The organism is Paenarthrobacter sp. NPDC089322 (assembly GCF_040684895.1).
Taxonomy (GTDB): Bacteria; Actinomycetota; Actinomycetes; order Actinomycetales; family Micrococcaceae; genus Arthrobacter.
The window spans coordinates 309,830-336,437 of record NZ_JBFBGW010000003.1 but is presented as its reverse complement, the minus strand read 5'-3'; the positions used below and the strand labels follow the sequence as shown (position 1 = coordinate 336,437).

The 26,608-nt window shown below is 63.4% G+C and carries 23 protein-coding genes; 5 read left to right on the top strand and 18 right to left on the bottom strand.

Annotated features, from left to right (window positions below; translation table 11 throughout):
- The first annotated feature begins 113 nt into the window (after window positions 1-113).
- Complete coding sequence (locus AB0N65_RS05520; RefSeq protein WP_364158755.1) at window positions 114-5,003, top strand: DUF4082 domain-containing protein; 4,890 nt, start codon at window positions 114-116, stop codon at window positions 5,001-5,003.
- A gap of 89 nt (window positions 5,004-5,092) precedes the next feature.
- Here AB0N65_RS05520 and AB0N65_RS05515 read toward each other — a convergent pair whose 3' ends face one another.
- The 8 genes from AB0N65_RS05515 to coaD form a co-directional block, all read right to left on the bottom strand.
- Window positions 5,093-6,121: a hypothetical protein gene (locus AB0N65_RS05515; protein ID WP_364158752.1), complete on the bottom strand. Its 1,029-nt coding sequence runs from the start codon at window positions 6,119-6,121 to the stop codon at window positions 5,093-5,095.
- Window positions 6,118-7,353: an MFS transporter gene (locus AB0N65_RS05510; protein ID WP_364158879.1), complete on the bottom strand. Its 1,236-nt coding sequence runs from the start codon at window positions 7,351-7,353 to the stop codon at window positions 6,118-6,120. Before AB0N65_RS05510 ends, AB0N65_RS05515 begins: the two co-directional genes overlap by 4 nt.
- A gap of 87 nt (window positions 7,354-7,440) precedes the next feature.
- A complete protein-coding gene (locus AB0N65_RS05505; protein WP_364158749.1) occupies window positions 7,441-8,238 on the bottom strand; it encodes a hypothetical protein in 798 nt (265 codons plus the stop codon).
- A 21-nt stretch (window positions 8,239-8,259) separates the two neighbouring features.
- On the bottom strand, window positions 8,260-9,216 hold the full coding sequence (gene mutM, locus AB0N65_RS05500) for a bifunctional DNA-formamidopyrimidine glycosylase/DNA-(apurinic or apyrimidinic site) lyase (protein WP_364158747.1): 957 nt from the start codon (window positions 9,214-9,216) through the stop codon (window positions 8,260-8,262).
- Window positions 9,217-9,218: 2 nt separating this feature from the next.
- Entirely contained in the window at window positions 9,219-9,926 is a 708-nt protein-coding gene (rnc, locus tag AB0N65_RS05495; RefSeq protein WP_364158745.1) for a ribonuclease III, read from the bottom strand.
- A gap of 23 nt (window positions 9,927-9,949) precedes the next feature.
- Entirely contained in the window at window positions 9,950-10,153 is a 204-nt protein-coding gene (gene rpmF / locus AB0N65_RS05490) for a 50S ribosomal protein L32 (RefSeq protein ID WP_011775139.1), read from the bottom strand.
- Between the two features lie 33 nt (window positions 10,154-10,186).
- Window positions 10,187-10,714 (bottom strand): DUF177 domain-containing protein, encoded by a 528-nt coding sequence (locus AB0N65_RS05485; RefSeq protein WP_364158742.1) that lies wholly within the window; start codon window positions 10,712-10,714, stop codon window positions 10,187-10,189.
- Between the two features lie 190 nt (window positions 10,715-10,904).
- Window positions 10,905-11,381 carry a pantetheine-phosphate adenylyltransferase gene (gene coaD / locus AB0N65_RS05480; RefSeq protein WP_364158739.1) on the bottom strand — a complete coding sequence of 159 codons (477 nt, stop codon included), beginning with the start codon at window positions 11,379-11,381 and terminating at the stop codon, window positions 10,905-10,907.
- A 35-nt stretch (window positions 11,382-11,416) separates the two neighbouring features.
- Between coaD and AB0N65_RS05475 the strand changes: the two genes are divergently transcribed.
- Both AB0N65_RS05475 and AB0N65_RS05470 read left to right on the top strand, forming a co-directional pair.
- Window positions 11,417-12,655: an aminotransferase class I/II-fold pyridoxal phosphate-dependent enzyme gene (locus AB0N65_RS05475; RefSeq protein WP_364158736.1), complete on the top strand. Its 1,239-nt coding sequence runs from the start codon at window positions 11,417-11,419 to the stop codon at window positions 12,653-12,655.
- Window positions 12,652-13,446 carry a fused MFS/spermidine synthase gene (locus AB0N65_RS05470; protein ID WP_364158876.1) on the top strand — a complete coding sequence of 265 codons (795 nt, stop codon included), beginning with the start codon at window positions 12,652-12,654 and terminating at the stop codon, window positions 13,444-13,446. The genes AB0N65_RS05475 and AB0N65_RS05470 overlap by 4 nt, the downstream gene beginning before the upstream one ends.
- A 3-nt stretch (window positions 13,447-13,449) precedes the next feature.
- Here AB0N65_RS05470 and rsmD read toward each other — a convergent pair whose 3' ends face one another.
- The 4 genes from rsmD to thiL form a co-directional block, all read right to left on the bottom strand.
- Complete coding sequence (gene rsmD / locus AB0N65_RS05465) at window positions 13,450-14,016, bottom strand: 16S rRNA (guanine(966)-N(2))-methyltransferase RsmD (RefSeq protein ID WP_364158734.1); 567 nt, start codon at window positions 14,014-14,016, stop codon at window positions 13,450-13,452.
- A 63-nt stretch (window positions 14,017-14,079) separates the two neighbouring features.
- Window positions 14,080-16,335: an ATP-dependent DNA helicase RecG gene (locus AB0N65_RS05460; protein WP_364158731.1), complete on the bottom strand. Its 2,256-nt coding sequence runs from the start codon at window positions 16,333-16,335 to the stop codon at window positions 14,080-14,082.
- Window positions 16,325-17,371 carry a DAK2 domain-containing protein gene (locus AB0N65_RS05455; RefSeq protein ID WP_364158729.1) on the bottom strand — a complete coding sequence of 349 codons (1,047 nt, stop codon included), beginning with the start codon at window positions 17,369-17,371 and terminating at the stop codon, window positions 16,325-16,327. The genes AB0N65_RS05460 and AB0N65_RS05455 overlap by 11 nt, the downstream gene beginning before the upstream one ends.
- Before the next feature lie 22 nt (window positions 17,372-17,393).
- Entirely contained in the window at window positions 17,394-18,419 is a 1,026-nt protein-coding gene (gene thiL, locus AB0N65_RS05450) for a thiamine-phosphate kinase (RefSeq protein ID WP_364158726.1), read from the bottom strand.
- Window positions 18,420-18,557: 138 nt separating this feature from the next.
- On the opposite strand from thiL, the gene AB0N65_RS05445 reads away from it, so the two are divergent.
- Entirely contained in the window at window positions 18,558-19,064 is a 507-nt protein-coding gene (locus AB0N65_RS05445; RefSeq protein ID WP_364158723.1) for a DUF3515 domain-containing protein, read from the top strand.
- Window positions 19,065-19,106: 42 nt separating this feature from the next.
- Here AB0N65_RS05445 and AB0N65_RS05440 read toward each other — a convergent pair whose 3' ends face one another.
- The 6 genes from AB0N65_RS05440 to leuC form a co-directional block, all read right to left on the bottom strand.
- The gene (locus AB0N65_RS05440) at window positions 19,107-20,246 is read right to left on the bottom strand and encodes a D-alanine--D-alanine ligase family protein (RefSeq protein ID WP_364158720.1); all 1,140 of its coding nucleotides are present in this window, start codon (window positions 20,244-20,246) and stop codon (window positions 19,107-19,109) included.
- Window positions 20,246-21,298 carry an NAD(P)H-dependent glycerol-3-phosphate dehydrogenase gene (locus AB0N65_RS05435; protein WP_364158718.1) on the bottom strand — a complete coding sequence of 351 codons (1,053 nt, stop codon included), beginning with the start codon at window positions 21,296-21,298 and terminating at the stop codon, window positions 20,246-20,248. The genes AB0N65_RS05440 and AB0N65_RS05435 overlap by 1 nt, the downstream gene beginning before the upstream one ends.
- Complete coding sequence (locus tag AB0N65_RS05430) at window positions 21,295-22,107, bottom strand: lysophospholipid acyltransferase family protein (RefSeq protein ID WP_364158715.1); 813 nt, start codon at window positions 22,105-22,107, stop codon at window positions 21,295-21,297. The genes AB0N65_RS05435 and AB0N65_RS05430 overlap by 4 nt, the downstream gene beginning before the upstream one ends.
- A gap of 11 nt (window positions 22,108-22,118) precedes the next feature.
- On the bottom strand, window positions 22,119-23,444 hold the full coding sequence (gene murA / locus AB0N65_RS05425) for a UDP-N-acetylglucosamine 1-carboxyvinyltransferase (protein WP_364158713.1): 1,326 nt from the start codon (window positions 23,442-23,444) through the stop codon (window positions 22,119-22,121).
- 206 nt (window positions 23,445-23,650) lie between these two features.
- Complete coding sequence (gene leuD / locus AB0N65_RS05420; RefSeq protein ID WP_364158710.1) at window positions 23,651-24,250, bottom strand: 3-isopropylmalate dehydratase small subunit; 600 nt, start codon at window positions 24,248-24,250, stop codon at window positions 23,651-23,653.
- Window positions 24,251-24,259: 9 nt separating this feature from the next.
- On the bottom strand, window positions 24,260-25,711 hold the full coding sequence (gene leuC / locus AB0N65_RS05415; RefSeq protein ID WP_364158708.1) for a 3-isopropylmalate dehydratase large subunit: 1,452 nt from the start codon (window positions 25,709-25,711) through the stop codon (window positions 24,260-24,262).
- Between the two features lie 177 nt (window positions 25,712-25,888).
- Between leuC and AB0N65_RS05410 the strand changes: the two genes are divergently transcribed.
- On the top strand, window positions 25,889-26,608 hold the full coding sequence (locus AB0N65_RS05410) for an IclR family transcriptional regulator (protein ID WP_014922101.1): 720 nt from the start codon (window positions 25,889-25,891) through the stop codon (window positions 26,606-26,608).

Genomic DNA, 26,608 nt, shown 5'->3' with positions numbered 1-26,608 from the left:
CTGATGGTCCACAACTGAAGATCTTGGTTTGACCCTGGCTGGGGAGCGGCAAGCAGGGACCGTGCGAGAGCGCGGACCCACACTCGCAATGGCGTACCAACCCAGGAGTTCCGATGCCCGGTCTTTCAGCCACCCGGCCCCAGCTACTCGCCAAGGGCTTCCTTGTGCCCTTGGTGGTTGCCATGGTTGCGGCGTTATTGCCTTTGACTGCGCCGGCAGCCTTCGCGGCCGGACCATGCGACCCCGTGGTGAATCCGGTGGTCTGCGAAAATTCGAAACCCGGCAGCCCGCCGTCGGAGTGGGATATCAGCGGCGCCGGTGATGCCGGGATCCAGGGCTTTTCCACGGAAATCAGCGTCAACGCAGGGCAACCGATCCGTTTCAAGATCGACACCAACGCCACCAACTACAAGATCGCGATCTACCGCACAGGCTGGTACGGCGGCAACGGTGCCCGCAAGATAGCCGACGTCACGCCGTCGGTATTGCGGCAGAACCAGCCGCAGTGCATCCGCGACGTAGCTACGGAACTCTATGACTGCGGGAACTGGGCCGTTTCCGCCACCTGGCAAGTACCGGCGACCGCGGTGTCCGGCGTCTATATTGCTCTCCTCACCCGTCCCGATACGGGAGACCAGAGCCACATCACCTTCATCGTGAGGTCGGACGGCAGCCGCTCGGACATCGTCTTCCAGACGTCCGATACGACGTGGCAGGCGTACAACGGCTACGGAGGCTCCAACTTCTACCAAGGTGCGGCAAACGGCAGGGCCTACAAGCTCAGTTACAACCGCCCCATGGACACCCGGGGCGGAATTGGAGGGCGGGACTTCTACTTCGCCAATGAGTACCCGATGGTGCGGTTCCTGGAGCAGAACGGTTACGACGTCAGCTACATCAGCGGCCTGGATACAGACCGCAACGGAGCCCAGTTGCTCAACCACAAAATCTTCCTCTCCGTGGGCCACGATGAATACTGGTCAGGCGCGCAGCGGGCGAACGTCACTGCGGCGCGGGACGCCGGCGTCAATCTGCAGTTCCTGTCCGGCAACGAGATGTACTGGCGGACACGCTTCGAGCCCTCCCCTGTTGACGGGGGCGCCGGCCGGACCCTGACCTCATACAAGGAGACGTGGGCCCACAGCAAGATCGATCCGAGCCCGCAATGGACGGGAACATGGCGTGACCCGCGCTTCGCTTCGCAGAGCAATGGAGGCGGGCTGCCGGAAAACGGGCTGACCGGAACCCTCTACATGTCCAACTACACCGATCTTCCGGTCACTGTTTCGGCGGAGGAAGGCAAAACGCGGCTTTGGCGCAACACATCATTGGCGTCCATGCCTGCAGGCTCATCGGCCGCGCTTGCCCCTCACACAGTGGGCTATGAATCCAATGAAGACCTGGACAACGGCTTCCGCCCTGCCGGGCTGATCCGGCTATCCACCACCGTGGGCAACGTCGATCAGTATCTTCAGGACTTTGGAAACACCGTTAAACCCGGTACCACCAAGCACCATGTGACTCTTTACCGCGCGGCCAGCGGCGCCTTGGTATTCTCCGCCGGCAGCGTCCAATGGACATGGGGCCTTGACCAGGTGCACGACGGCGGAGGGGCTCCGGCCGACTCCCGCATGCGTCAGGCCCAGGCGAACCTTCTGGCGGATATGGGGGCCCAACCCGCTTCAAGGGCAGCAGGGATAGCGGCCGTCACTGCCAGCAGCGACCGTACGGGCCCCACGGTATCCATTTCCACTCCGGCCAATGGTGCCACCATAGCCCACGGCACGAACGTCACCGTCAGCGGCACGGCCGTGGACACAGGCGGGGTAGTGGCCGGCGTCGAGGTTTCCACAGACGGTGGTACCACCTGGCACCCGGCCCAAGGCAAGCAAAACTGGACTTACAGCTATATCCAGAAGGGCCTTGCCGCAGCATCGGTGCAAGTGCGGGCCATTGATGACAGCGCCAACATCGGCCAGGCGTCCACACGCACTCTTTCGTTGAACGGCCCGTACAGCATTTTCGGCCAAACAGTTCCCGCAATTCCGGACTCCGGCGACGGTGGATCCTACGAAATGGGGCTCAGGTTCACGCCCAGCGTGGATGGATTCATCACGGGCGTGCGCTTCTACAAGAGCGCGGCCAATACGGGCACGCATACCGGCTCCCTCTGGAGCGCCACCGGCGAGCGCCTGGCCACAGCCACTTTCACGAACGAAACCCCGACCGGCTGGCAGCAAGTGCTGTTCAACCAAGCGGTACCCGTGGCTGCGGGGGTGAAGTACACGGTGTCCTACTACGCCCCGAACGGTCACTACGCAGCCAAGGAACACCAGTGGGCCTACTCCGGTTCCACCGATGCCCCGCTGAAGGTCGCCGGCGGCTTTGGAGCCGAACCGGCAGGCGTGTACAGCGGTTCCGGGTTCCCGATCGCCAGCTACAACGGGGGCAACTACTTCGTCGACGCCCTCTTCAGCACCGTCGATACGACCCCCATGACGGTGTCGGGGCATACCCCGTTCCCCTCGTCCTCGAGCGTCAACGTGAACACCAAAGTCAGTGCAGTGTTCTCCAAGCCCGTCACGGCCTCCAGTGTTCAACTCACGCTCCGCTCTTCGGCGGGTACTGTGGCCGGAACCACCGTTTATGACCCCGCCACACGCAGGGCAACATTCACCCCGTCCGCGGCCTTGGCTTTCAGCACCCAGTACACCGCCACCTTGGCCGGAACGGACTCGATCGGTGGCGCGGTTACAGCGGGCGGAACCTGGTCATTTACGACGGCGGCCACCTTGCCGGTGCCGGGCGACTGCCCGTGCAGCCTTTTCGATGACAGTGTGACGCCCGGAATCGCGGAGATCCGCGACGGCGTACCTTTGACGCTCGGCGTACGTTTCTCGAGCGTGCGGGCCGGCGAAGTCACCGGTGTCCGCTTCTACAAGTCGGCCGGCAACACCGGCACGCACAATGGCGCCCTCTACACGGCCACGGGTCAGCAACTGGCGACCGTCGGTTTCACGAATGAGAGCGCGACCGGCTGGCAGACAGCCATGTTCAGCCAGCCTGTGCACATTGACGCGAACACAGAATACGTCGTGTCCTACACTTCACTGACGGGCACCTATTCCGCCACGATCAATGGCTTCGGTTCGGGCATGAGTGTCGGGCCGTTGCGGGCAAGCTCGGATGCCGGCATGTACACGTACAGCGGCGGCTTCCCGGGTACCCGTTCCAATGCAAGTTACCTGGTTGACGTCATCGCCATGATTCCGCCGCCTGCCTTCATCGCAAGCGCGCAGTCTCCGTTGCCCAACTCTTCCAGCGTTCCGTTGGACACGGGCCTGAGTGCGGTGTTGTCCGAGGCAGCTACGGCCTCGAGCGTCACGTTCAATTTGAAGGCCACGGGAGGTGCCGCCGTAGCTGGTTCCATGAGCTACAACGAGCAAACGCGCACGGTATCCTTCACGCCTTCTGCTCCGCTGGCGGCTGGAACGGCCTACACGGCGACGGTCACGGCAACCTCCGCGAAGGGCCAGCAGTTGTCGGATGGCGGCACGTGGTCCTTCACCACGGTTCCGGCGCCACGGACCCCTGGCACGTGCCCGTGCACGCTCTTCCAGGACAGCGTGGTTCCGACCACCGCGGAAGTGGACGACGGCGTGCCCCTCACCTTGGGCGTACGGTTCTCAAGTGAGACTGCCGGCCAGGTCACCGGTGTCCGCTTCTACAAGTCGGCCGGCAACACGGGAACCCACACCGGCTCCCTCTACACAGGCGCCGGACAGCTGCTGGCTACGGTCACCTTCACCAATGAGACAAGTATGGGCTGGCAGACGGCCACCTTCAGCCAACCAGTGAATATCACGGCCGACACAGAGTACGTGGTTGCCTACAGGACACCCACCGGAAAGTACTCATATACGGCGGGCGGATTCGGTGAAGGACTCAGCAGCGGGCCCCTCAGCGCAGGCTCGGACGCCGGCTCCTTCTCCTACAGCGGAGACTTCCCGAACTCGCCGTCCACAGCCAACTACCTTGTGGACCTGGTGCTGACGGTACCGGAACCAACGCTCACAGTGACCGCCCAGGTCCCGGCTCCGGGAGCCACTGGAATAGCCACGGACGTCAAGCCTTCGGTGACATTCTCCGCAGCGATCCGCCCGGGCGCGACCTTCAGTCTGACCACCAATGGGACAAGTGTTGCCGGCACGGCCGCCTTGTCCGCCGATGGCAGGACACTAACCTTCACGCCGGCGTCCCCGTTGCCCGGCACTACGGCGGTGTCCGCCAGTGTGGCCAACGTGGTGTCGCAACAGGGCCAGACCCTGCTGCCCATCAACTGGCAGTTCACGACGGGCAGCCAGACCATGCAACAGTCCACCATCTTCGGGAACCTGCAGCCGCAGATAGCCTCGGCCAGTGAGACCAAGGCAGTGGAACTCGGCACGGCCTTCAGTGTTTCGCAGCCCGGCAACGTGACAGGCATACGTTTCTACAAGGGAACAGGCAACACCGGAACCCACGTCGGGTCATTGTGGAACAGCGCCGGCACCCGCCTCGCCCAAGTGACATTCTCCAATGAGACTGCCACCGGCTGGCAAACCGCGACCCTGTCCACACCGGTGGCACTGTCAACGGGCCAGACCTACATAGTGTCGTACCGGGCACCCAACGGCAGGTACTCCTACACCGCTGGCTTCTTTAACCAGACGTGGACCAGCGGGGTCTTCACGGCCAGCGGACCCAACAATGGCCTGTACCGGTATGGGGCTTCGGGGTCGATGCCCACGAACTCCTGGAACGCAACCAACTACTTTGTTGATGTCGTGTTCTCCACCGCACCGTCACAAACGCAGGCTCAAACCCAGACACAGACAGCTACCGCAACACCCACGGCTACGGCAACACCGACCGCAACGGCTTCGCCGAGTCCCTCACCGAGCCCGTCACCCACATCAACGCAATCGGGCGGGCTGCTCTGCGGGCTGCTGGGAACCTGCTGACCCGCACCGTCCTCCAAGACTGCCGGCGCCCGGCCCCCTGAACTCCAGGGCCGGGCGCCGGCATGGCGTTTGGCCCGGGGAGCATTGGCTTAGCGGACCACGCTGGGTGACCAGGCGTGCCGGATGAAAAGGCCCGGCTTCGACGACGGGTCGGTTCCCAGCTTCCAAATATTGCTGTCTCCGGCAGTGGCCTCATCCACCAAGCCGTAAAGCACGCTGTGGTTGTCCAGCCACTCGATCTGGTCATCGACGCTGCGATCCTCCGAGAGAACCGTCTCATGGCCCGTCGCCAGGTCAAGAATGGCGACTTTCCAATGCGCGGCCAGCGGACCGCCGTCGTTCTTTTTGTACGCAATCCGGGTTCCGTCGGGTGAGATGGAAGGACACTCCACATTGTCGTGAATGGCGGTCAATGTCCTCGCCGACAAGCTTCCGCGGACCAACCAAATGCGCCCCGACGATGCCGCCGTAGCGTAGAAGACATCGCTCTGCCCGGGCGCGAACGTCACGCCCCAAATATTTCTGTCCGTGGCCAGCAACCGTTCACCGTTGACCATGAGGGCGAAGTCCTCCAGGTTGCCCGTGCTACCGGCGGGCAAGCTGATTTCGGTAGCCGTGGAAAAACCCGACGTCGCATACGAGTGCCCCGTGACAAAGACCGTGGTGGCGATCATGGACCCGTCCTCGCTGATCCGCGTCCGGCTCGGGATGCCCGGCAGGGGCCAGGTTCGTTCCTGCTCCCAGTTGCGGTTCAGGACGGCAACCTCGAATGCCGTTACGAGCCCCCTGTTGGTCTTGAGGCATACCACTGTGGCAGCCGTGCCATAGACGCGGTCGCACGCCTGGTCACTAACAGCCCGGTCACCGTCGGGCTGGGAGACGGGCACCGTGGCCGCGTTGCCATAGCCCTGCCCGCCCGCCGTATTCCGGAAGAGGACGAACGGAACGTCAGGCAGCGACTGGCCCGCCGTCACGCCAACCGACGGGGCCGCTGTACGGCTCTCTTCGAAGCGCTGGTAGGCATTCACGGCATAGACGCCGGCCGCGGCGAGGACCAGCGCGGTGACCGCAAGGAGGATACCCCACCGAAGCTTCCCGTCCGTGAGCGTGCTGCTCATACGCCGGCCCGCCGGGGCCGTGCCCCCGGCAGAATGAAGATGACGGCCACCACGGCTGCAGCCAGCAAGCACCCTGCCAGGACCATGGCGGTGGAAGCCCCGACCGCGTACCAGAGCACCCCGAATCCAGCCGAAGCCGTCATCCTGCTCAACGCAACCACCGTTTGCGCCGAGGCGATGCCCATGGCGAGTTTTCCTTGCGGGGTCAACTGGCTGGCCAATGCGGCCAGCACTCCGTCAGTGGCGGCATAAAACATGCCAAGGAGCACCAGGCATCCGGCAATGCTCCAGAGCCCGCCCCAAGGTGCTGCTGCCAGGAAATAGCAGGCAAGCAGCCCAACATGACCGCCGACAAATACCGGGACCTTACCCACGCGGTCAGCCAGCCTGCCAAGAGGGATCGCCAACACAAGGAACACTACGTTGGTAGCCACGAAGAGCAACGGAAACCACTGCACGGCAAAGGAATCCCGTGCCTGCAGCACAAGGTAAATGAAACCGTCGCCAATGGTCAGCAGTCCAAGGATCCCGGCTGCGACGAGCAGCTTGCCCAGCCCCGGCTCCTTCAAATGGCTCCACGAAAAGGCGAACAGCTTCCGCCGTCCTGCGTCCCCGGTCCTTTCCTGGCTCTTGGACCGGCTCCTGTCCCTCAGGCCCGGCGCCTGCAGGTCCGGCACCACCAGCGCAAGGACCGCCACCCCAATCACTGCGAAGGCCAAGGACACCACAAAGACGGTGCTGAAGCCATTGGGAATCATGAGCAATACAACGAAGGCAATCATGGGCCCGGCGGCCGCACCGATGTTGTCCAGCATCCTGTGGACACCAAACGACCGGGCAAGATGCTCCGGCTGGGCCGACACCGTGATCAGTGCATCCCGTGGCGCGGTCCGGATCCCCTTGCCAATACGGTCTCCCGTCACGATGGCGGCGATGGCCCAAAAGCCTCCTGCGAACAGGAAGCCGATCCTCGCCAGCATCGACAAGCCATAGCCCGCCAACGCAATCCTTTTGGGATGGCCCGTGCGATCCGCAGCCCAGCCGGCGGCGATCCGCACGATTGCGCTGGCGCCTTGGTTGATGCCGTCGATGAAACCGAATGCGATGGTGGAAAGGCCAAGGAAACCGGTCACGTACAGCGGAAGGATCGCAGTCACGGATTCGGAGGAAACATCCGTGACCATACTGACAATGCCCAGCCACAAAATCACCGGGGACAAACGAAACGGCACTTCGCTCGATAGTGCCGCTGCGGCGCCGGAGGATTTGTCCCGTTTACCGCCGTTACGATCCGAAAGGGAAATATACATGCATGGCCCCTAGTCCGCCGCCGTGCGCAGGCTGCCCAACAACTGAAAGCGTGAGCTTCCGGTTCCGGTCAGGGACACCGAAACCGTCACCGTGTCCGCCCCGCGGACAAACCTCTGGGCCACCGATCCCTCGGGAGCCGAAGCGTCCTCGGACCAGAAACCGTGGCCGGTCAATGACTGGCGGAAGTCGGCCAGGACATCGGCCTGGGATTTATTGACTATCCCGTCTGCCGTCAACTGCAGGATGTCCCCCGACACCGAGATGCTGGTGGATCCCACCGTGGTCCCCTGCGGCAGGGTAAGGATGTCTCCCGGCCAGCCATCCACCACTTCACCCCGCGCGCTGCCGGCGGCAGGCAACCCACCGGTGATGAGGGGAGCCGGAGACGACGGGGCGGGCAGCCCGGTGGGCGTCGAGGTCACGGGCGGCAGGACTTCGAGCGGCTTGGCAGTGGAGGTCGCGCCGTCGCTTCCTTCCGGTGTGGTGCCGGCAGTAGCCCCCGGCGTCGGGCTGCCGGACGCAGTCGCTTCCGCGTCGCCCGTAGCGGTTCCGGTTGAAGCATCGGATGTCGGGGACGAAGATGCCGGACTTTGGGCGGAAGTGCTCCCCTGCCTCGCGAGCTGGTCGAAAATCACGGCGGCGGCAGCGATCACCAGAGCCAGGCACAGCCCAATGATCACCAACCGCCGCGCCGTCATGGCATGTCCAGGGAAACCGCGGCCCTGCGAACCAAGCTTTTCATGGGGACAGTCTGCCAGTTGCCACCCCGGATGCGGAACAGTTTGGGTGGCACGGAAATTGCCCACCACTGCATTGTTCCCCGGCTGTTACCAGCGTCCGTTGCGGGGCCTGGGCTGGCACACAGGACAGGTGTAGGAAGAGCGGTTCATGAACTGCTCCCGCTTGATGATGCTGTGCAGCCCTGACGATTCGCATCGGCTGCACAATTCACCGGCGCGACCATAGGCATTGAGCGAACGGGCAAAGTAGCCGGAGTCTCCGTTGACATTGACATACAGGGAATCGAAGCTCGTTCCCCCTGCCGCCAATGCTGCATCCATGACGTCTTTCACAGCGTCCACGAGACGTCCAGCGTCGCCTCGCCGCAACTTGTCGGTAGGCCGGGCGTAATGCAGGCGCGCGCGCCACAGTGCCTCGTCGGCGTAGATGTTGCCGATCCCGGAAATGACACCTTGGTCCAGCAACGCCCGCTTCAGGCCGGTTTTCCGACTTTTTAGCTTCCGGTAGAAGGCATCGAAGGAAAAGCAGGGATCCAGTGGGTCACGAGCGATGTGGGATGCTTCCTCTGCGATCTCCGGCAAAGGTGTCTCGCCCAGGCCGCCCGGTCCATTGTCAGTAGTGGGGACCAGCGACGTGACGAACAATCCCCCAAAGATGCGCTGGTCCACAAAGCGCAACTGCTCCGGCATGCCTTCGGCCTCGCTGAGGCGGATCCTGACCTTGAGGTGCTTCTCGTCCGGCACGTCAGGGTCCTGCATGAGGAGTTGCCCGCTCATTCCCAGGTGCGCCATGAGCGCCACCCTCGGAAGAGGCTCGTGATGGCTTTGGCTGCCATCCATCCCGAGGGGCATCCACAGGAACTTGCCGCGTCGGACCACGTCCAGGACCGTGGCTTGCTCGAGGTTCCCGATGAAGTCCTCAACACCAAGCCCGTGCCGGCGGATGGAGCGAGGGTCAAGGACCTCGACCCCGGTAATGGTGCGGCCCAGGACCCAACGGGACAGCCCGCGGCGGACTACTTCTACTTCGGGAAGTTCAGGCATGCCTAGGCGGAAGGTCCGGCAGGAGCCTGGTCCAACGCCGTGAGGGCACGCCAGGCGTCGGCCGCCGCTTCCTGCTCGGCTTCTTTCTTGGAGTGGCCGGAACCGCGGCCATAGGGGGTTCCACCGATATTGAGCACGGCCTCGAATGTTCGGGCGTGGTCCGGTCCCGAGCCCTCAACCGCATAGTGGATGGCACCGAGTTGGCGGCTGGCTGTGAGTTCCTGGATGCTGGTTTTCCAGTCGGTGCCGGCTCCAAGGGCTCCTGCATCCTTCAGGAGCGGGCCAACGAGGCGCATCACGAGTTGACGCGCGGTTTCCATGTCATTGGAAAGGTAGGTCGCACCAATCAGCGCTTCCATGGTGTCGGCAAGGATGGAGGCCTTGTTCTTGCCGTCAGTGAGCTTCTCGCCCTGGCCCAGGTAGATGAACTCTCCCACGCCGAGCTCCCGGCCAATGCCCGCAAGGGCCCGGGTGCTAACCACTGCGGAACGCCGCTTGGCAAGCTCCCCCTCCGGCAGCTCCGGGTGCTCCCTGTACAGCGAATCAGTCACCGAAAAACCCAAAATGGAGTCGCCGAGGAACTCCAGGCGCTCATTGGTGGGAATCCCGCCATTCTCGTACGCGTACGAGCGATGCGTGAGAGCAAGACGAAGCGTCTCGGTGTCAATGGAGACACCGAGACGCTTCAGAAGCTCTTCAGTTGAAGACATCCTTGGTCAGCCTTTGCGGCAGATTAGGCGTCTGCGACCTTGCGGCCCTTGTATTCAAGGAACAGCGCGGTGCCGGCGGAGTCGGTAACGACCTTTGCCTGGTGCGGCAGGCTGTAGGTAACCTGACCGTTCTCGATGGTCTTGACCAAGTTGGGGGCAGTTGCCTTCCACTGGGCACGGCGGGCGCGTGTGTTTGCGCGAGACATTTTCCGCTTGGGAACAGCCACGGCTATCTCATTTCTCTCTTAGTCCAACACTTACTAATCAGTTTGCCGGTCAGTCTTAGCCAGATCAGCTAGGGCAGCCCAGCGAGGGTCAATGACCTCGTGGTGGTGCCCCGGCTCGTCTTCCAGGCGCACTCCACATTCGGAGCAAAGGCCCTGGCAGTCTTCCCGGCACACCGGCTGGAACGGCAGCATGGTTACAACTGCGTCCCGCAACACCGGCTCAAGATCGATTAGATCGTGCTCGACTCGACGTTGCTCTTCATCGTCTTCTTCGTCCGAAAGCTCAACACCTTCATAGAAGAAAAGTTCTTGCACATTGACCTCAAGGTCATACGCAAGGGGATCCAGGCATCGACCGCATTCGCCGGTTACTTCGACAACCGCGGATCCGGATACCAGAATTCCTTCGTGTACGGCCTCAAGCCGAAGATCCAGCTCGACATCCGAGCCTTCCTTCACGCCAATGAGTGCCACACCAAGGTCACTTGGTGCAGGTACATGCTCGTTGAGCGTCCGCATGGTCCCGGGGCTGCGCCCAAGGTCCTTGACAACCAGCGCCAAGGGCGAACTTGCATCTCGCTTAATGAGAACTCCTGTAGAACATATGACCGACGTACCATCTTAGCCTGATCGCACTGGAGGACTCAAACCGGGGGCGGGCACACAAAAAGCCCGACGGCGTTGGTTTGAACCTTTCCGCATCAAGCGTGCGAGGTACCTGACAAGGTTACCCCTTGCGCGGCATTTCCGTTTAAGGCTCGCCCGCGAGGAGGCGTTTCAGCACGGATTTGGGAACGAAGTCGGAGATATCGCCGCCGAGGACGTTGACCTCCTTGATCAGGGTGGATGAAAGGTGGACGTAGTGGGCCTCAGCCGGAAGGAAGACAGTCTCCACGCCGGAAAGCTGGCGGTTCATGGTGGCCATCGGCAACTCATAGTCGAAATCGGAGGACGACCGGAGGCCCTTCACGATCGCCGAAACTCCGCGGTGCCGGCAATATTCAGCCAGCAGCCCCTCCCCCATTGGCTCAACAATGATGCCGCGCAGGGACGCCAACGTCTCGCGTGCCATTTCCATGCGGTCTTCCAGGCTGAACCGATACTTCTTGGCATAGTTGGTGGACACTGCCACGATGACTTCATCGAACAGGCCGGCCGCCCGGGCGATGACTTCGAGATGTCCGTTGTGAATGGGGTCAAAGGATCCGGGGCATACCGCACGTCTCATGACACGAACCTACCCCAAAGCTTTGCCGGGATACCATGGCTGACATGTCATCCGCAGGCAGCACTGAACCACTGACCGCCACCAGTCCCTGGCAACGCGCAGCCACCGGAGCGAACCTGCTGTCCAGCGACGGAAACCTCGGAGTGACCATCTTCGAGGAGATGACCACGCTGGCCAACTCAACCGGTGCCATCAACCTCGGCCAGGGCTTCCCGGACGAGGACGGACCCGCTGAGATCAAGGCCGCAGCACAGGCCGCCATCGCAGGCGGAGCCAATCAGTATGCGCCCGGCAAAGGCATTCCTGAGCTGCGGGAAGCCATCTCCGGGCATCAGCGCCGCTTCTACGGACTAACCCCCGACCCCCAAACGGAAGTCGTTGTTACCACCGGCGCGACGGAAGCCATCGCAGCCTCACTCCTGGCTTTTGTTCAACCCGGTGATGAGGTCCTCACGTTTGAACCTTTCTATGACTCATACGGGGCGATCATCGCCATGGCCGGGGCCAAGCACGTCACCGCACCGCTGCTTGCCCCGGACTTCCTACCCGACGCCAAAACCCTGGAGGACGCTTTCACGAGCCGCACCAAAGTGGTGCTCATGAACAATCCGCACAATCCAACGGGAGCGGTCTTCCCCCGGGAAGTCCTCGCCAAAGTGGTGGAGCTGGCCATTAAGCATGACGCGATCATCGTCAGCGATGAAGTTTACGAACACCTGACTTTCGGTGTCCCGCACGTGCCCATTGCTTCCTTGCCTGGAGCCGCCGATCGGACTATCACGATTTCGTCGGCCGGCAAGACCTTCTCCTTCACTGGATGGAAGGTTGGCTGGCTCAGCGGTCCTGTTCACCTGGTGGCGGCCGCCCGGACCGTCAAACAATTCCTCACCTACAGTTCCGGCACGCCTTTCCAGGCTGCGATCGCCGTTGGACTCGCGCTCCCCGATGATTTTTTCACTGATATCGCCGCCACGCTCCGGAACAAGCGCGACATCCTTTCCGAAGGTCTGCGCCAGGCAGGCTTCGGAGTGTATTCACCCAGCGGCACCTACTTCATCAACGTTGATACGGCTCCGCTGGGTATCAGCGACTCGGTGGATCTGGCACGCAGATTGCCCGGGCTCGTGGGAGTTGCTGCGATCCCGCTGCCTGTTTTCTGCCATCCCGAAGGCGCACAGCGAACCCGCAGCCTCCTGCGGTTTGCCTTCTGCAAGAGAGCCGAAGTACTGGAACAGGCCGCCGGGCGCCTGGCCAAGCTCAAGGACATGCTCTGAAACACAGCGGCTCCGGCCACCATCACGCCACCCGGTTCCTGCGCACCACGGGACAGCACGCAACCATCCTGCCGGACACGCTTGTTGAGGGCAGCTTCATCCTGAGCATCGGCGGGGCCGAGCAATCCCACGTCAATCTGGCAGACCCAGCCGATATCTTCTATGAGTACCTCCGCCGGATAGGGCACGTGGTGGATCTCGCAGCAGCACCGGGCGAACCGCTCAGCGTGCTCCACCTCGGAGCGGGCGCGCTGACCTTGGCACGCTACATCCAGGCGACGCGTCCCGGGTCTGAGCAGTACGCAGTGGAACTCGAACGGGAACTCCTCGACTTTGTCCTGCAAAAACTGCCCCTTCCTGAAGGCACCCGGCTGCACACGCACATCGGCGACGCGCGCGAAGCGCTGGCCGAACTTCCCCCACAGGTGACATTCGACGTCGTCATCCTTGACATCTTCTCCGGGCCTGAGGCCCCGGCCCACATTGCCTGTACCGGGTTTTACGAAGAAGCCGCAGCACGGCTGCGGCCCTCCGGAGTGTTGATCGTCAACGTGGGCGACGAACCAGGGCTCACGCTGGTGCAAAGCCAAGCCACTGCCATGCGGCAGGTCATGCGCGACGTTGCCGCGTTCGCAGAGACAGGCATGTTCTCCCGCCGGTACCCGGGCAACATCATCCTTGTGGGGACCCGTACTCCCTGGCCTGCGGAATGGACCACCGAACTGCTGGCGCGGGGACCGCACCCTGCCACGGTCCTGGCCGGCGTCGATCTGGACAAGCTTTCGGGATAAGAGCTAGGCGGGCTCGGCAAACCACAGCCTGGTCTCGCCGTACTTCTTATCTGCGAAGCATTCCAACGTCTCCGGCCACGAAGGCTCCGCACTCCTGGAGGACCTTTCCACCACCACGACGGCGCCTTCATCCAGATGCGGCGCCAACTTGGCCAGGACGGCACCCAGGGCCGGTTCCTCCAACGGGTAGGGCGGATCCAGGAAGACAAGGTCCCACACGGCTTCGCCACCGGCGCGTTCAAGGAAGGATTCCACCTTGGAACGGTGGACAGATACCTTCTTGCTGCCCAGGACCTGGTTCACCATGTCCGAGTTCCGCTGGCACACATCGCTGGCCTTCGCGTCGAACTCCACCAGATCCACGCTGCGTGCTCCGCGGCTCGCGCTCTCGATCCCCAAGGATCCTGAGCCGGCATAAAGGTCCAGCACCCGGGCATCATCAACCACCGCCAAGGATTCCAGCCGTGAAAACAGTGCTTCCTTAACCCTGTCCGTCGTTGGGCGCGTGGCAGTACCGGGCACGCTGGCCAGCGGATTGCCACCGGCGACTCCGGCAATGACACGGCTCATAAGTGGCCTCCGCCGTGGTGCGGGGTCGGGTGCCGGGGCGGGGCCGCGTCCTGCAGGGATTGGCTAACCGCGTTCAAGGAACGCCTCCTTTTCGGGGTTCAGGTACTCGTCGATCGCGGCCGCCAGGAAGGGCTGCTGGTGCAACCCGGGATCTTCGGCCACCAAATCCTGTGCGTCCGCACGTGCCCGGGCAATGAGGTCCTCATGTTCCAAAACCCTCAGCAGCTTCAGGGTGGAACGCCCACCGGACTGGGAAGCGCCCAGGATGTCACCCTCGCGCCGGAGTTTGAGGTCCTCCTGCGAGAGCTCGAAACCGTCGGTGGTGGATGCCACCGCATCCAAACGGCGGCGGCTCGGGTGGCCGGGCTCCAAGGTGGTAACAAGCAAGCAAGTTCCCGGAAGGCCGCCGCGGCCAACACGTCCCCGCAGCTGGTGGAGCTGGGAGATCCCAAAACGGTCAGCGTCCAGGATCACCATCAGTGTGGCGTTGTGGACATCCACCCCCACCTCGATGACCGTGGTGGAGACCAGCAGCTTGGTCTGGTTTGCCGCGAAAGATGCCATGGTTTCGGACTTCACCACGGGGTCCTGCCGGCCGTGAAGGGGCGCCACCGGGACGCCCGCAAGCGCCGGCTCCTCCGCAAGGAGTTCGACGACGCTTGTCACCGAGGCGAGTTCGCGGGCGGAGCCTTCTTCCGCAAGACCGGCGTCGCCCGGTTCCGCCTCGCCGGGACTGAAGTCGCCGTCGTCGTCCGACCCGATCTTCGGGCATACAACGTAAACCTGGTGGCCCGCGTCGACTTCTTCCCGCGACCGTTTCCAGATGCGGTCAGCCCAGCCAGGGTTCTCGGCCAACCCCACCACATGCGTTGAAATGGGGGCACGCCCCGCGGGCAGCTCATCCAGGATGGATGTCTCGAGGTCGCCGAAGACCGTCATCGCAACCGTGCGCGGAATGGGCGTGGCTGTCATGACCAGGAGGTGCGGTGGCCGCTGCGCCTTGGCGCGCAAGGCATCCCGCTGCTCCACACCGAAGCGGTGTTGCTCATCGACAACGATCAGCCCAAGGTCAAGGAAGCTCGTCTTATCGCTCAACAGCGCATGCGTGCCTATCACGATCCCGGCGTTGCCTGATGCGGCGTCAAGCATTGCCTGCTTTCGTGCAGCCGTCGGCATGGAACCCGTGAGGAGGGTGACTTGGACGCCGTCTTCACCGGCATCGCCGCCAAGCATGCCAGCCCCGCCAAACAGATGGTCCCGGGCCAGCGTTCCGAGCGTCCTGCGGATGGAGTCGAAATGCTGGGCGGCCAGGACTTCCGTGGGGGCAAGGAGCGCTGCCTGCCCGCCCGCATCCACTACCTGCAACATGGCACGCAGCGCCACGATCGTCTTGCCGGAGCCTACCTCGCCCTGGAGCAGCCTGTTCATGGGCGTATCCTGCGCGAGTTCCGCGGAGAGAGTCTTTCCGACGGACGACTGGCCGGCTGTCAGGGTAAATGGCAGGTTGCGATCGAACGCGGCCAGGAGGCCATCGCTGACCGGCCGACGCGCCGTGGCTTCCTCGGCAGCAAGCTGGGCACGCCGCCGCGCCAACGCAGTTTGGAGCACGAGCGCTTCCTGGTACCGGAACCGTTCCTGCGCGCGCTGCCAGTCCTTGGCGGTTTCGGGCGAATGAATCAGTCGATATGCGTCCGCCACACTCAGCAAGCGGTCCCGGCGGACAACAGAGGGCGGAAGTGGATCAGCCAACGAGTCAAGGTCCAAAGTCTGCAGCAGCGTAGTGATCACCTTATGAATGGACCAGCTGGTGACCTTGGCCGTCGCGGGATACACGGGGATGGGCATGGCGGCCAGCTTTTCCGGGTCCATGGCGCCCTCGGCTTCCGGATCCTCGTCCAGCAACAGGAAATCAGGGTTGGTCAGCCCCAAGGCGCCGCCATACCGGGTGACCTTGCCCGAGAACATGGCACGGCGCCCCGGAAGGAGTTCCGCTTTTGCCCTGAATCCGTTGAAGAAGCTCACCTTCAGGGTGCCCGGGACGTGGCTGCCGCCGGCTTCATCCGTGACCACGACGTCCGTGATGGACCCCCTTCGTGCCCGCATCTGCCGGGTGCTGTTGGACAGGACGCGTGCGATCAGTGTGACTTCCTCATCCAGGGGTAAGGCACTGATAGGCGTGAGCTCCCCGCGGCTCAAGTACCGGCGAGGAAAGTAGTTCAGCAAGGCTCCGGTGGTCTTGATGCCCAGGTGCTTCTCCAGTACCGACGCCGAGCGCTTTCCGATCCTGCGTTCGAGGGGCAGGCCCAGTTCAGTGTTCATGCCGGGACGGGCCTGGGATTGTGCCATGAGGGACCGGGTTAATCACTTCGCTGCCTGAGTCTGCGCTGGAAACAGCCAACTGGCTGACCGCGATGTCGGTAGGCTCGCCAAGTGATCGAATAAGGGCAACCGCAGGTTCGGCCTCCGGAACGTGGACGTGGACGCGCCAGCGATAGCTGGCTTCCGCCGCCGGCTCGTCGTCGTCATCGTCTGCAGCGGTACCTCCGACCTGGCTCATGATGACTGAATCACCCATTTCGTCCAGGCGTTGGCGCAGGATGGCGGCGTCCAAGGGCGAGAGGCTGATGGTGCACATGACCTCGACGCCGTCGTCTGCCGGCATATGCTCATGAATGTGCGGGTCCTGCAAATGGTACCCATGCAACCCGTCCAGGAGTTCGTCCTGGAGTTCTTCCCCGAGGACTGCTGACCGCAAGCAGTCCAGGACCAGGAGCATGCCTACGCCGCCTGCATCCACCACATGGGCCTCGTGCAGCGGGGCGAGCTGGTCCTCCGTACGGACCACGGCCTGTAAGGCAGCATCCACGACTGCGTCCAGCGCGAGGCCCAGGGCATGGTTGCTGTCGTCGCCGTTTTGGGACGCATCCACTGCTTGGGCTGCGCGCGCTGCAGCCTCAAGGACGGAAAGCATGGTGCCGGAAACCGGTTCGCTCAGCGCCGACCACGCGCGGATCTGGGCACGGTTGAGCGCCGTTGCCAGCAGCGGTGCGCTGAGCCGCGTTTTTCCAACCAGGGGTTCAGCCGCTGCGCACAGGAAAACGGCGAAGAGAGTACCGGAGTTGCCCCGGGCCTGTTCAATGGCAGCTTGGCCGGCGCGCGCCAGGACGGCCCCGACATCGTTGCCCGATTCCGCGGGTTCAGGAGAGCTGCCGCCGACGGCGGACACGGCCGCGCGGGCGGTGAGGTAGAGGTTGGTGCCGGTATCGCCATCCGCCACGGGGAAGATGTTGATCGCATTGAGGCGATCGCTGTGGTTGCCGAGGACCACCTCGGTTTTGCTGAGCCAACGTTTCATGGCGTGTGCATTTGCGGCGATCTTAGTCTGCAAAATGATCCCATCCCACGGTGTCAGCAGCTTGCCCGGCAATCCGGACGCCGCTGCCTTCTGACTGGGCAACGGCCTGAACCGAGCCTATCGCAGTGAAGCCCTCCGGCAACTGAATTCCTGCCGGGAAAGTAGCCAGCAACCCGTGGTCCTCACCCCCGCCCAGAACCCACGGCATGGCGTCGGTAGCGAGCCGCATGGCCGCGGGCACCAAGGGTCCGGCGAATCGTTGGAGGGCAGCAGGATCCAGGTCCACTACGACGTTGCCGGCTGCCGCGAGACGGCCGCCGTCGCGAAGCAATCCGTCCGAGACATCCATCATCGCGGTGGCTCCCGAGCCTGCTGCCAGCGGTCCCGCGGCCAGGGGCGGCTCGGGCCGGCACTGGCTGTTGACGAGCGCCCGCAGCTCCGGATCGAGGTCAGCCAGGGGGATGTCGCTTTCCAGCAGGGCGAGCCCTGCAGCAGCCCGGCCGAGCGTCCCGGCCACGGCAACGACGTCGCCGGGCTTCGCACCCGAACGCAGTACCGGCGGCCTTCCGTTGAGGGTCCCGACGACGGCGACGGTCACCGCTATCTCGCGACCACGGCCAAGGTCTCCCCCGGCAACGGAACAGTCCGGCGCGCCCAACCCGACGATTCCCGCCGTGAGTCCGTCGGCGAAGTCTTCAACCCATTGCACAGGCGTCGCAGGAGGCATGGTCAAGCTCACCACCAAGGAAGTAGCCCTGCCACCCATGGCATTGATGTCGCTCAGGTTCTGCGCAGCGGCCTTCCAGCCGACGTCGAAACCCGACGTCCTGTAGCCGTTGTTCCACCGCAAACGGAAATCCTGGTCCTGGGTTTGCGTGTCGATGGAAATCAGTGTGCGCCCGTCCGGGGCTGCCACGAGTGCCGCATCATCTCCCGGGCCCAGCAGGATGTTGGGACCGTGGTTCAGGCGGGGAAAGATCCGGGCAAGGAGCTCAGCCTCGGAAAGATGGGCGACGGTCAGCTGGTCCGTGAGATCTTCGATTGGCATTTCTTCTGCGGGCACGGCTCTACGCTATCGCGACACAGCGACAGAATAATGCGCATCGACTCTGCGGGCGGAAATGGCGACCATGTGCCCCTGGCAACTGGAATCCCCTTGCGCCCCGCCCCGGGATAGGCTTGACTGATGCACCGAAAGACCCTTCGCCGGACCAGTGTTGCCCTTCTCATGGTCGCGGCGTCTGCCTTGACACTCTCGGCCTGTGCCCCCGCCGTTGACGTGCCCGCCGCATCCGACGCCGCCAATCCGGCTTGCGCGCCCATGATGGTGGCGCTGCCAGACACCATTGGGGATGCCGCACTGCGCAAGACGAACAGCCAAGCCACCGCCGCCTGGGGGGACCCTTCCCAGATCATCCTTCGGTGCGGAGTCAATGTTCCCGGCCCGACCACTGACCGCTGCGTGAGTGTCAACGATGTCGATTGGGTCATCAAGGAAGGCGACCCCGTGTGGACGCTCACCACGTTCGGTCGCGAGCCGGCCACTGAGATCCTTATCGACCCCGTGAAGCTGGAAGCTGCCAACATCAGTTCGGCTACGGTTCTTGCCGAACTTTCGAACGCCGCCGGCAAGATCAAGGCAAGCCGCCAGTGCGTCGGCCAGGAAGACCTCCAGAACATCCCCGGTAGCTAGGGTGCGGCAGCTGGCCAGGAATTCGCCGGGGACCGGGATGCGTCAGCGCAGGCCGGTTTTCCGGGTCAACGCCAAATGGATGAGTTCGTCGATCAACTCCGGGTAGCTCAGGCCTGAGGCTGCCCACATCTGCGGGTACATGCTCTTGGGGGTGAAGCCAGGCATTGTGTTGATTTCGTTGATGATGACCTCGCCGGCGGGGGTATAGAAGAAGTCCACGCGGCTCAGCCCTTCCGCGCCGACGGCATCAAAGGCCACGGCTGCAAGCTCGCGCACACGGGCGATCGCCTCTGCGGGCAGGTCGGCCGGGCAACTGAGTGCTGCTGCGCCGTCTTCTACGTACTTCGCAGCGAAGTCATAGAACTGGTGTTCGCCCTCTGCCACGACGATTTCACCCGGCATCGACGTTCGGGGCGCGTCCGTACCACGGCCTTGCAGCACCGCGCATTCAATTTCGCGACCCACGATGCCGGCCTCAATAACCAGTTTGAGGTCATGGCGGCGGGCTTCCTCGATCGCCGCATCCAGGCCGTCCAGGGAATCGACCTTCGAGATGCCCATCGATGATCCTGCACGGGCGGGCTTCACGAAGACAGGAAAGCCCAGCTTGTCCACGCGCTTACGAACGGCCTCGGCGTCCGTCAGCCATTCCCGGTCGGTGACGGCGATGTAGGGGCCCACTGCCAGGCCCGCCGCTTCGAAGACCACCTTCATGAAATGCTTGTCCATTCCGACGGCCGACGCCAGAACTCCGGCACCCACGTAGCGGGTATCGGAGAGCTCCAGGAGGCCCTGGATCGTTCCGTCCTCACCCCACGGTCCATGAAGCAAAGGGAACACAACGTCCACGGACCCAAGTTCCTGCGGTACGGAATTCGGTTCGGTGACGATGAGCTGGTGCTCACCGCCGATTTCAGCCAGGGTGACGGTCCGGTCCGACGCCGCCACCTCAGGCAGGGCGGAAGAGCTCAAGGACCATTGGCTGGTATCCCCGGAGGTCAGTACCCACTGCCCTGACTTCGCGATGCCGATCGGCACGACGTCGTACTTGCTCTTGTCGATGGCTCCCATGACCCCCGCTGCGGTGACGCAGCTGACAGCATGCTCGCTCGAACGCCCGCCGAACAGGACGGCCACCCGGGGGCGGCGTCCGGTGGCGGGAGTAGTTTCTTCGGTCACCATCAGTAGCTGCCTTCGGACTTCAGTGCCCGGGCCAGCAGGCGCGGCCCCAGGTCATCAACGGACATTTTGCCTTCAAGGACTGCCACTACAGCGGCCGTGATCGGCATTTCAACATTCAGCTTGCCGGCCAGCTCATGCACAGCCGGTCCGGACTTTATACCTTCGGCGGTCTGCGTCATCTGTTTCGCCACCTGCTCAAGGGTGAGGCCTTCGCCCAGTAGCCTTCCTGCCGTATGGTTCCGGGACAGCGCGGACGAGCACGTAGCCACGAGGTCCCCCAGTCCCGCAAGCCCGGCCATGGTGTGGGCTTCCCCTCCCAAGGCCAAGGCGAGCCGCGACGTCTCGGCAAGGCCCCGGGTAATCACGGAAGCCTTGGTGTTGTCGCCCATTTGCCGGCCCTCGCAAATGCCCACTGCCAAGGCAATGACGTTCTTGACGATTCCGCCGATCTCGACCCCAACCACGTCTGTGCTGGTGTAGGGCCTGAAGTACGGAGCGGTGCAACACAGGGCGACGGCGGCGGCGGTATCGGCTTCGCTGCACGCAACCACTGAAGCCGTGGGCTGTTCCCGCGCGATTTCCATGGCGAGGTTCGGGCCGGAGACAACCACCACGCGCGAGGACGGGATGCCCAGTTCCTGGGCAATGACTTCGCTCATCCGTGCGTCTGTACCGAGCTCCAGTCCTTTCATGAGCGAAACCACCACGGCGTCCGGCGCCAGCAGGCGTTTCCATTCACTCAGCTGGGGCCTCAGTGACTGGGCAGGTACGGCGAGAACGACGAGGCCGGCGTCCCGCAGGACCTCGGCGACGTCCAGCGACGCCGTGACAGCTGTGGGAAGCTCTATGTCCTTCAAATACTGTTCATTGCGGTGGATCGTGTTGATCTGGTCGACCACCTCCTTGCGGCGGCCCCAGATCCGGATGGTGCGCTCGACGCCTGTGGCTGCAGCAGCATCGGCCAGGATCTTGGCAAAAGTGGTTCCCCATGAACCCGCGCCAAGGACAGCAACAGTGTCCGGAACAGGGACGCGGCCCTCGGTAACCGTCATTTGCCGGACTCCGCTTCCTGGTCAAGCGATCCGTCATCAGCGGCGGAGCTCTCGCCCTTCACCTGATGCGATCCACGCTCAACGAAGCGGCCATGCTTGGCTTGGTTGTAATTTGCGGGGTCCCAGCGTTCCGCGGGTGCTTCCTCGCCGCGGAGGGTAGCCAGGAGTTCAGTGACAGCATCCATGATGACGTCGGTTGCCTCGGACAGCGTAGTACGGTCCATGGGACGGTCGGCGAATGCGCTCAGGTCCACGGGCTCGCCCACGAGGACCCTGACGGTCTTGCGGGGGAAGATATGGAACCGCTTGGCGTATCGCGGAAATACCTCGTGCGCACCCCAGTGGGCCATCGGAACCACTGGCGCCCCGGTCTTCAGCGCCAACCGGGCCGCCCCCGTATGGCCCTTCATGGGCCACAGATCAGGATCGCGCGTCAGCGTTCCCTCCGGGTAGATGATGATGGCGCCCCCGGCGTCCACCACCTCCTGGGCGACTTGCAGCGAGCGGTTCGCCCCCGCCGTCGAGCGTTCCACCGGAATCTGCTTGGTGGCGCGCAGCAAGGCGCCCAGCACGGGCGCCCTGAAGAGGCCGGACTTGGCAAGGAAATGCGGTGCACGCCTCTGGTTGTAGAGCATGTGGCCGATCACGATGGGGTCGATCTCGGTGCAATGGTTGGGTGCTGCGATGAAACCGCCGGCGGGAAGCTTCTCCGTGCCTTCCCATTTCTTGGACATCAAGATGTTCATTAATGGACGGGCAATGCCCGCAAGGAGCACGAACGTGGCACGGCTCTTGGCCGATTCCTTCAAAGGGTCCCCCGCTACTTGGTGGTGGTGATGTCGAAATCGGCGCCCAGGCCGGCAAGCTTTTCCGTGAAGCGCTCGTAACCGCGGTTGATGATATCGATGCCTGTGACCCGGGACGTTCCGGTCGCGGCCAAGGCAGCGATGAGGTGGCTGAAGCCGCCACGGAGATCAGGAATGTCGATCTCCGTCCCCCGGAGCGGCGTGGGTCCGGAAATCACTGCCGAGTGGAGGAAGTTCCGCTGCCCGAAGCGGCAAGGCACGCTGCCCAGGCATTCGCGGTGCACCTGGATGTTGGCCCCCATGCGGGCAAGTGCCTCCGTGAACCCGAAGCGGTTCTCGTAGACGGTCTCGTGCACGATGGACACGCCTTCGGCCTGGGTCAGAGCGACCACCAACGGCTGCTGCCAGTCGGTCATGAAACCGGGGTGGACGTCGGTCTCGAGAACCAACGGAGTGAGCTTCCCGCCCGGATGGTAGAAGCGGATGCCATCATCCCCGATGTCCATCCCGCCACCCACCTTGCGGTAGGTATTCAGGAACGTCATCATGTCGCGCTGCGAAGCACCCTCAACGAAGATATCGCCACGGGTCACCAACGCCGCCGACGCCCAGGACGCGGTCTCGTTGCGGTCCGGAAGAGCACGATGATTGTAACCGCCGAGGTCCTTGACCCCCTCAATGCGGATAGTGCGGTCCGTTTGGACGCTGATGATGGCGCCCATCTTCTGCAGCACGGCAATGAGGTCGATGACTTCGGGCTCGGTGGCGGCACCGCTGAGCTCCGTGATGCCCTCCGCGCGGGTGGCACTGAGGAGGACCTGCTCCGTTGCACCGACGGACGGATACGGCAGGGAAATCTTGGCACCATGCAGGCCGTGCGGAGCGGAAATGTGGATGCCACCGGGACGCTTCTCCACCACTGCGCCGAACTGGCGCAGGACGTTCAGGTGGTAATCGATCGGCCGGTCGCCGATCTTGCACCCACCGAGGTCCGGGATGAAAGCCTCACCGATCGCGTGGATCAGCGGGCCGCACAAAAGAATCGGGATCCTGGAGTCGCCGGCGTGCGCATCAATGGCAGTGCTGGACGCGGTCTTGGCTTCCTTGGGATCAAGGGTGAGGTCGCCCGTGGCCGGGTCCTTCACAACGGTGACACCATGGAGCTGCAGCAGGCTGGTAACTACCTCTACGTCCTTGATTTCCGGCACGTTCCGCAAAACCGATGGTTCGCTGCCCAGCAGGGCGGCCACCATGGCCTTGGGCACAAGGTTCTTGGCACCGCGAACGGTCACTCGCCCTGTCAACGGGACGCCACCGCGGATTGTCAGAACACTACTCATCTATACCGGTTTCCTCACGACTACTCGCCCCCCAAACTAACAAAGGCTCCAGCTAAGCATAGAAGCTCGCGTTACCGAACCGAAATGCAGCCACCCCGTGGCGGGCACATTCCGCGTCGGAAATCCGCCCACGAAAAAGGACCGGGAGGCCCGTTCGAAAGGGCCTCCCGGTCCGTATTCAGCACTACGGCAGTTGCTGCGGTACGTCAGCTTTTCGCCGGAAGCGTCTTCGGCTTGAAGGACGGCCGCGTGGCCTCGTACGCCGTGATGTCTTCCTCGTGCTGCAGGGTCAGCCCGATGTCGTCCAGGCCTTCCAGCAGGCGCCAGCGAGTGTAGTCGTCGATGTCGAAGGGTGCCACCACGTTGCCGCATTCAACCGTCTTGGAGACCAGGTCCACCTTGACCTCGGTGCCCGGGTTGTTCTCGAGAACCTTCCAGATGAGTTCAATATCATCCTGTGCAACCTGGGCAGCCAGGAGGCCCTGCTTACCCGAGTTGCCGCGGAAGATATCGGCGAAACGCGACGACAGGACGGCCTTGAAGCCGTAGTCCTTGAGCGCCCAGACAGCGTGCTCACGGGAGGAACCGGTACCGAAGTCAGGGCCGGCCACCAGGACGGACCCGGCGTTGAAGGGTTCCTGGTTCAAAATGAAGGACTCATCCTTGCGCCACGCGGCGAAGAGTGCGTCCTCGAAGCCGGTGCGGGTTATGCGCTTGAGGTACACGGCGGGGATGATCTGGTCGGTGTCTACGTTGCTCTGGCGCAGCGGAACACCAATGCCAGTGTGCGTGGTGAATTTTTCCATGGGGTCCTCCTAGACTGCGATGCCGGTCAGCGTGCCCGCGGACGCGGACTCGAGGTCCGACGGCGAGCTCAGCGTGCCGCGGACTGCCGTGGCTGCTGCCACCACGGGCGAGACCAAGTGTGTGCGGCCGCCCTTGCCCTGGCGGCCCTCGAAGTTGCGGTTGGATGTGGAGGCGCAACGCTCTCCCGGCTCCAACTGGTCCGGGTTCATGCCCAAGCACATGGAGCAACCGGCAAAGCGCCACTCTGCGCCAAAGTCCTTGAAGACCTTGTCCAGTCCTTCAGCTTCGGCTTCCAGGCGCACGCGGGCGGAGCCTGGAACGACGAGCATCCGGACTTTAGGATCCTTCTCGCGCCCCCGGATGATGTCGGCGGCGGCCCGCAGGTCCTCAATACGCGAGTTGGTGCAGGAGCCCAGGAAGACAGTGTCCACGCGGATGTCCTTCATGGGAGTGCCTGCCTCCAAGCCCATGTACTGCAGGGCCCGCTCCGCAGCGAGCTTGGCGTTCTCGTCACCGAAGTCCTCCGGGGACGGAACCTTGGCGGAGAGGGACACACCCTGCCCGGGGTTGGTTCCCCAGGTCACGAACGGTTCCAGCGTGTTGGCATCGAGGTCCACTTCGACGTCGAACGTTGCATCGGCATCGGTATGAAGCGTATTCCAGTACTCGACAGCGGCGTCCCAGTCGGCGCCCTCCGGCGCATGCGGGCGTCCCTGCATGTAGTCGTACGTGGTCTGGTCCGGAGCGACCATGCCGGCGCGGGCACCGGCTTCGATGGACATGTTGCAAATAGTCATGCGGGCGTCCATGGACAGTGCACGGATTGCTGAGCCCCGGTATTCCAGGACGTACCCCTGCCCCCCGCCGGTACCGATCTTCGCGATGACGGCCAGGATGATGTCCTTGGCGGTAACTCCCGGGCGCAGCGTACCTTCGACATTGATGGCCATGGTCTTGAACGGCTTCAGGGACAACGTCTGCGTGGCCATGACGTGCTCAACCTCGGAGGTGCCGATGCCCATCGCCAGTGCGCCGAATGCGCCGTGCGTGGAGGTGTGCGAGTCCCCGCACACCACGGTCATGCCCGGCTGCGTCAGGCCCAACTGGGGACCCACCACGTGGACGATGCCCTGTTCCTTGTCGCCGAGCGAGTGCAGGCGGACGCCGAACTCCTTGCAGTTGGCGCGCAGGGTCTCAATCTGCGTGCGGCTGGTGAGGTCGGCAATGGGCTTGTCGATGTCCAGCGTGGGAGTGTTGTGGTCCTCTGTCGCAATGGTGAGGTCCGTGCGGCGCAGTTGGCGACCCGCCAGGCGCAAACCCTCGAATGCCTGCGGCGAGGTGACTTCGTGGACCAGGTGCAGGTCGATGAAGAGAAGGTCGGGCTGGGCATTGGCTCCTTCGCCTTCACCCTTGCGCACTACGTGCGCGTCCCAGACTTTCTCGGCCAGTGTCTTTCCCACGGCCTTGCTCCCTTCACTGCGGTTGGTTGTTCCTGTGAACTGTTTGAACAGTTCGGTGTCTTGCTGTTTAGTGCGTGGCGTCCGGCGAACCGTCCTTCTCCAACTGAAGCAGGACGTCGGCAAAATAGGCCAGTGAAACAACTTGCATCTCAGATATTGAGACGGCAATATCATTACATGGACAATTCTAGTGGAGTCGGAGTCATCGATAAAGCGGCCCAGGTGCTTGACGCACTTGAGGCAGGACCAACCACGCTGGCTCAACTCGTTGCGGCTACGGGACTCGCCCGACCCACGGTCCACAGGCTCGCACTGGCACTGGTCCACCACCGTTTGGTGAGCCGTGACATCCAAGGCCGCTTCGTCCTTGGCAGCCGCCTTGTGGAGCTCGCCTCTGCTGCCGGCGAGGACCGGCTCATCGCCTCCGCAGGGCCTGTACTGATCCAACTCCGCGACGCCACAGGTGAGAGCGCGCAGATATTCCGCCGCCAGGGCGACTGGCGCGTGTGCGTGGCCTCCGCCGAACGCCCCATCGGCCTGCGCGACACGATTCCCGTGGGCACACAGTTGTCGATGAAGGCCGGCTCTGCTGCCCAGGTCCTGCTCGCGTGGGAGGACCACGACCGCCTCCTTGAGGGACTTCAAAACGCCCGCTTTACGCCCACCGTTCTGGCGGGAGTACGACGGCGGGGCTGGGGTCAGAGCCTCGGGGAACGCGAGCCCGGGGTCGCCTCGGTTTCGGCCCCCGTGCGCGGACCCTCCGGTCGGGTCATCGCCGCAGTGTCCATCTCAGGTCCCATCGAGCGGCTCACCCGCCAGCCCGGCAGGCTGCATGCGGAAGTGGTCTGCAACGCGGCACGTGTGCTCACCGAAGCCCTGCGCAAGAACAACGACTGA

What these genes read in the sequence shown, in the direction of transcription:
- mutM (WP_364158747.1), bottom strand. Translation starts at nt 9,216, where the DNA reads ATGCCTGAACTTCCCGAAGTAGAAGTAGTCCGCCGCGGGCTGTCCCGT.
- rsmD (WP_364158734.1), bottom strand. Translation starts at nt 14,016, where the DNA reads ATGAGCCGTGTCATTGCCGGAGTCGCCGGTGGCAATCCGCTGGCCAGC.
- AB0N65_RS05440 (WP_364158720.1), bottom strand. Translation starts at nt 20,246, where the DNA reads ATGGTGACCGAAGAAACTACTCCCGCCACCGGACGCCGCCCCCGGGTG.
- AB0N65_RS05445 (WP_364158723.1), top strand. Translation starts at nt 18,558, where the DNA reads ATGCACCGAAAGACCCTTCGCCGGACCAGTGTTGCCCTTCTCATGGTC.
- leuD (WP_364158710.1), bottom strand. Translation starts at nt 24,250, where the DNA reads ATGGAAAAATTCACCACGCACACTGGCATTGGTGTTCCGCTGCGCCAG.
- AB0N65_RS05455 (WP_364158729.1), bottom strand. Translation starts at nt 17,371, where the DNA reads ATGAAACGTTGGCTCAGCAAAACCGAGGTGGTCCTCGGCAACCACAGC.
- rnc (WP_364158745.1), bottom strand. Translation starts at nt 9,926, where the DNA reads ATGTCTTCAACTGAAGAGCTTCTGAAGCGTCTCGGTGTCTCCATTGAC.
- AB0N65_RS05410 (WP_014922101.1), top strand. Translation starts at nt 25,889, where the DNA reads ATGGACAATTCTAGTGGAGTCGGAGTCATCGATAAAGCGGCCCAGGTG.
- AB0N65_RS05475 (WP_364158736.1), top strand. Translation starts at nt 11,417, where the DNA reads ATGGCTGACATGTCATCCGCAGGCAGCACTGAACCACTGACCGCCACC.
- AB0N65_RS05435 (WP_364158718.1), bottom strand. Translation starts at nt 21,298, where the DNA reads ATGACGGTTACCGAGGGCCGCGTCCCTGTTCCGGACACTGTTGCTGTC.
- AB0N65_RS05460 (WP_364158731.1), bottom strand. Translation starts at nt 16,335, where the DNA reads ATGAACACTGAACTGGGCCTGCCCCTCGAACGCAGGATCGGAAAGCGC.
- AB0N65_RS05520 (WP_364158755.1), top strand. Translation starts at nt 114, where the DNA reads ATGCCCGGTCTTTCAGCCACCCGGCCCCAGCTACTCGCCAAGGGCTTC.
- murA (WP_364158713.1), bottom strand. Translation starts at nt 23,444, where the DNA reads ATGAGTAGTGTTCTGACAATCCGCGGTGGCGTCCCGTTGACAGGGCGA.
- coaD (WP_364158739.1), bottom strand. Translation starts at nt 11,381, where the DNA reads ATGAGACGTGCGGTATGCCCCGGATCCTTTGACCCCATTCACAACGGA.
- thiL (WP_364158726.1), bottom strand. Translation starts at nt 18,419, where the DNA reads ATGCCAATCGAAGATCTCACGGACCAGCTGACCGTCGCCCATCTTTCC.
- AB0N65_RS05515 (WP_364158752.1), bottom strand. Translation starts at nt 6,121, where the DNA reads ATGAGCAGCACGCTCACGGACGGGAAGCTTCGGTGGGGTATCCTCCTT.